Below are 4908 nucleotides of genomic sequence, written 5' to 3'. Positions count from 1 at the left end.
TCTGTGCCGGCGGCGCCTGCCGGGCCAGCGTTCGCCAGGGCTGAGGAGACGCCCTCCGCGGTTGGCGAGGCCGCGGTGGCCGAAACGCTGGCTCGGTCGCAAAAGCAGATGGTCGACGCTGATTTGTCGGGATATTTCGACTCGATTCCGCACGCGGACCTTCTACCATCGCCATGGGAGGCGCAACTCATGCAAGGGAGCGGACAAGAACACGCCGCGGCGCCCTACGCCGGAGGCAGTGGGTCGATGCTGGGTGCCTCGGTGCTGCAGCCGGGTCACTCAACGGCGCGCCATCATGATGCGCCGGATTCGTCAGTGGCTGATCTGAATCCCCCCGCACCGTCCGAGTTGCGTGACCCTGCTCGTTCTGTGCCGGCGGCGGTGCAGCCAGATCCTCCAATAGGGGTCTCCGGTCCCGACAAGCGTCCTCTTTATTCCAACGATGCGACCGTTGTCGAAGGGCTGAGGTCAGCATTGGAGAGCACGGTCAAGCGCCATGTAAATTCTCTTCTCGGCTTTGGTCGTTGGCTCTTTGATAATAACAGGCCGGGATTTGCTGCTCGGCTTCACGAGGAGTCGCTGGATCCGGATCTCAAGGAGTACGAGAGCAAGAGTGGCTCCTCGGACGTGGCTAGAGCAGTGGGTCATCTCAAGACGTGGGCGGGCGGAGCGCCAGTGCTGGACCGCGCCGCTGTCCTGAATAATCCCGACCCTGCCGACGCCGCGCTCATCAGAGATTACACAGCGGCTCCCATCAAAGAGTACAAGGCAGCGCCGACCGGGCCGAATCCCGCTACCATTCAGACCTATGGATCTGCTCCTAGACGTTTCAGTGAATACCTGGTTGAAAACAAAAAGCCGGGGATTGCGGCTCGGCTTCACGAGGGGTCGCTGGATGAAGATGCCAAGCGCTATAACAACTCCGGTGGGATCAGTGCACTAGCTCATCTCCGGAAGTCCGAACTCGGGCGCGAGCTCCCTGGGAAAGCTAATGAAGACGACGCTGTTCTGCCATTGTCTTTCGTGCCAACTGGGCCCCATCACCAAGCCTCGGATCCCGCAGGGTCCTTTCGTCCCCTGATCTGGCGCGACGGCGACCAGCGCGCGCCGGACGAGCGGATCGCTGCACAGGACAGGAGCAACCAGCTATCAAGCGAGGAGGTCCTCATCAACCGTGAGCATGATACAGCGGAGTTGAGACCAGCGAAGAGGCAAAGGACCCCGAACAGTCGTCTGCAGGACGTTGCCACTGAGCCGCAGCTGAGCGAGATCGGCAATTCAGGCGCTCGCGTGCTGATGCAGGCCCCCACCCATCAAGTGGGTGCATTGCCATGGGAGGCGCAGCCCATGATGCAAGGGAGCGGACAAGAACACGCCGCGGCGCCGTACGCCGGAGGCAGTGGGTCGATGCTGGGTGCCTCGGTGCTGCAGCCGGGTCACTCAACGGCGCGCCATCATCATGCGCCGGATTCGTCAGTGGTTGATCTGAATCCCCCCGCACCGTCCGAGTTGCGTGACCATGCTCGTTCTGTGCCGGCGGCGGTGCAGCCAGATCCTCCAATAGGGGTCTCCGGTCGCGACAAGGGTCCCCTCTATTCCAACGATGCGACCGTTGTCGAAGGGCTGAGGTCAGCTTACGCGGGTAAGGTCAAGGAGAGCACGGTCAAGCGCCATGTAAATTCTCTTCTCGGCTTTGGTCGTTGGCTCTTTGACAATAACAGGCCGGGATTTGCTGCTCGGCTTGACGAATCGTCGCTGGATCAGGATCGCAAGGAGTACGAGAGCAGGGGTGGCCCCTCGGAGTACGAGAGCAGGGGTGGCCCCTCGATCGTGGCTAGAGCACTGGGTCGTCTCAAGACGTTGGCGGGCGGAGCGCCAGTGGTCGACCGCCCTGTCCGGAATCCCTACCCTGCCGACGCCGCGCTCATCAGAGATTACACAGCGGCTCTCATCAAAGAGTACAAAGAAGCGCCTGCGACCGGGCCGAATCGCGGTACCATTCAGGTCTATGGATCTACTCTTATACGTTTCAGTGAATACCTGCATGAAAACAAAAAGCCGGGGATTGCGGATCGGCTTCACGAGGGGTCGCTGGATGAAGATGCCAAGCGCTATGTGAACTCCGGTGGTAACCGGAGGATCAGTGCACTAGCTCATCTCCGGAAGTTCGCACCCGGGCGCGAAATTGCCCTTGCTGCTCGTCCGGAAGACGCAGTCGGCATGGAGGCTCGTGCCATTGGGGACGCCGCTGCGCAGCGCAGCGGGACGCAGGAGGCATTGGGTCGGCCAGAGAGGCCCCCTGGGAAAGCTAAAGACGGGCGGGTGCTCGGCGCATTGGAATGGCTAGGCGACGAACATATCCAGAGGGATTACCAACTCCTGGAGCAGGAGTTGCAGGGGAACAATCCAGATCTCGCCGCCCGGACGCGGTTCGTGGATCCCCTCGTAGCCAATTATCATCTGCGCTTGGGCTCCGAGAGCGACAAGCTAAGCGCATTCCAGCGCATCGTCCATAATCAGAACGGTAACGACACAGCCGACTTCCTGTTCGTGCCAGTGAGCGATGGCGGTAAGACTCTTGCGGAGCGCGGCACCCATTGGTCGCTGCTGTTCGTTGATCGCAGCGACCGGGAACGGCCGGTTGCCTATCATTATGACTCCTACAACGGATGCAATGACACGCTTGCAAAAGAGCTCGCAGAAAATCTGGGCGCCAGCCTGGAGACCCGCGTGGGCGTATCCCGCATCGCCCAGCAGAGCAACGTGGTGGATTGCGGAGTCTACGTGGTGGACGGCACGCGGGCGCTGGTTGGGCGATTGCAATCGCAGCCAGATAACCTGAACCTCAACAACCTCGTCGTCAATCGGCAGGCACTACAAACCCGCCTCAGGGGTGACAATACATTCGGAACGGCAAAGAATCTTACGAACTTTGAACTCATGGACCGACAGGCCCGAGACGCGGTTAAGGAAAGCCCCGTTGGGACGTTTCACCAGCAGATCAAGCGGCTCGGCCAGTCAGCGCCAGACGTTGCTCCCGGGGACCCATTTAAATTTCAAAGTCTTGAGAGCAAGGGGGACGCCGCTGCGCAGCGCAGCGGGCCGCAGGAGGAATACAGTTGGCCAGAGTATCTCCCCCCTGGGAAAGCTAATGAAGACGACGCTGTTCTGGCATCGTCTTTCGTGCCAACTGGGCCCCATCACCAAGCCTCGGATCCCGCAGGGTCCTTTCGTCCCCTGAGCTGGCGCGACGGCGACCAGCGCGCGCCGGACGAGCGGATCGCTGCACAGGACAGGAGCAACCAGCTACCAAGCGAGGAGGTCCTCATCAACCGTGAGCATGATACAGCGGAGTTGAGACCAGCGAAGAGGCAAAGGACCCCGAACAGTCGTCTGCAGGACGTTGCCACTGAGCCGCAGCTGAGCGAGATCGGCAATTCAGGCGCTCGCGTGCTGATGCAGGCCCCCACCCATCAAGTGGGTGCATTGCCATGGGAGGCGCAGCCCATGATGCAAGGGAGCGGACAAGAACACGCCGCGGCGCCGTACGCCGGAGGCAGTGGGTCGATGCTGGGTGCCTCGGTGCTGCAGCCGGGTCACTCAACGGCGCGCCATCATCATGCGCCGGATTCGTCAGTGGTTGATCTGAATCCCCCCGCACCGTCCGAGTTGCGTGACCATGCTCGTTCTGTGCCGGCGGCGGTGCAGCCAGATCGCCCAAAAGTGGTCTCCGGTCCCGACAAGGGTCCTCTTTATTCCAACGATGCGACCCTTGTCGAAGGGCTGAGGTCAGCACTCTATGCCGGTAAGGTCGGGGAGATCACGGTCAAGCGCCATGTAGATATTCTTTTCGGCTTTGGTCATTGGCTCGTTGAAAATAACAAGCCGGGGATTGCGGATCGGCTTCACGATTCGTCGCTGGATCGGGATCGCAAGGAGTACGAGATCTGGGGTGGCGGCCCCTCGGCCGTGGCTGGGTCACTGGGTCGTCTCAAGACGTGGGCGGGCGGAGCGCCAGTGGTGGGCCGCCCTGCCCTGAATCCCCACCCTGCCGACGCCGTGCTCATCAGAGAGTACACAGCGGCTCTCATCAAAGCGTACGAGGCAGCGCCGACGGGGCCGAAACCCCGTACCGTTGAGGTCTATGGGTCTGCTCTTAGACGTTTCAGTCAATGCCTGGTTGAAAACAAAAAGCCGGGGATTGCGGATCGGCTTCACGAGCGGTCGCTGGATGAAGATGCCAAGCGCTATATGAAAACCGCTGACATCAGTGCACTAACTCATGTCCGGAAGTTCGCACTCGGGCGCGAAATTGCCCTTGCTGCTCGTCCGGAAGACGCAGTCGGCATGGAGGCTCGTGCCATTGGGGACGCCGCTGCGCAGACCGCGGCACAAGCTCATGGCCACGCAGGAGAGCAGGGACCCATCTCTCGAGCTCAACAAGTCACGCCAGCGCCGTTTGAACGGCACTTGGGCAAGAAGCGTGAGGCCCAGGACGGACTGACGAGTACACTTGACAGGAGCAACCTCGTGAACAGCGGGGGCGTCATCATAAACAATGAACATTACACAGCGCTGTTGAGACCGGCGAAGAGGCAGAGGACTGATAATCCGCAAAGCCGCGCCATGGGGCGGCAACTGAGCGAAGCAACCACGACGTCCATCAGCCAAGCCTCCGATCAAGCCCGAGCGGACCTAATGGCTTCCTTCAGAAGCAGGGAGCGCTCCGACGCGGGGCGTTGAGCTCCATGGCTGGGGTCAAGCAGAACAGCTCTCTTGACGACAGAGGCGCTGATGCGATCTCCGGACCGGTAGCTCTCGCTGTAATTGATCAGGCTGGTACTGTTGGAAGGCTTGATCAGCCTCGTCACCCCAATCTCCAGCATAGCTCACTGTCACGCGGCCAAC

1 protein-coding gene is annotated in these 4908 nt (G+C 60.9%); it reads left to right on the top strand.

What is annotated here, in order from left to right; translation table 11 throughout:
• The first annotated feature begins 75 nt into the window (after nucleotides 1-75).
• Complete coding sequence (locus NKJ77_RS32210) at nucleotides 76-4743, top strand: Ulp1 family isopeptidase (RefSeq protein ID WP_352536380.1); 4668 nt, start codon at nucleotides 76-78, stop codon at nucleotides 4741-4743.
• The last annotated feature ends 165 nt before the right edge of the window (nucleotides 4744-4908 follow it).

It is taken from the genome of Mesorhizobium sp. M0052 (assembly GCF_040323255.1).
In the GTDB taxonomy this organism is placed as follows: domain Bacteria; phylum Pseudomonadota; class Alphaproteobacteria; order Rhizobiales; family Rhizobiaceae; genus Mesorhizobium.
This window is presented reverse-complemented; position numbering and strand designations above follow the sequence as displayed.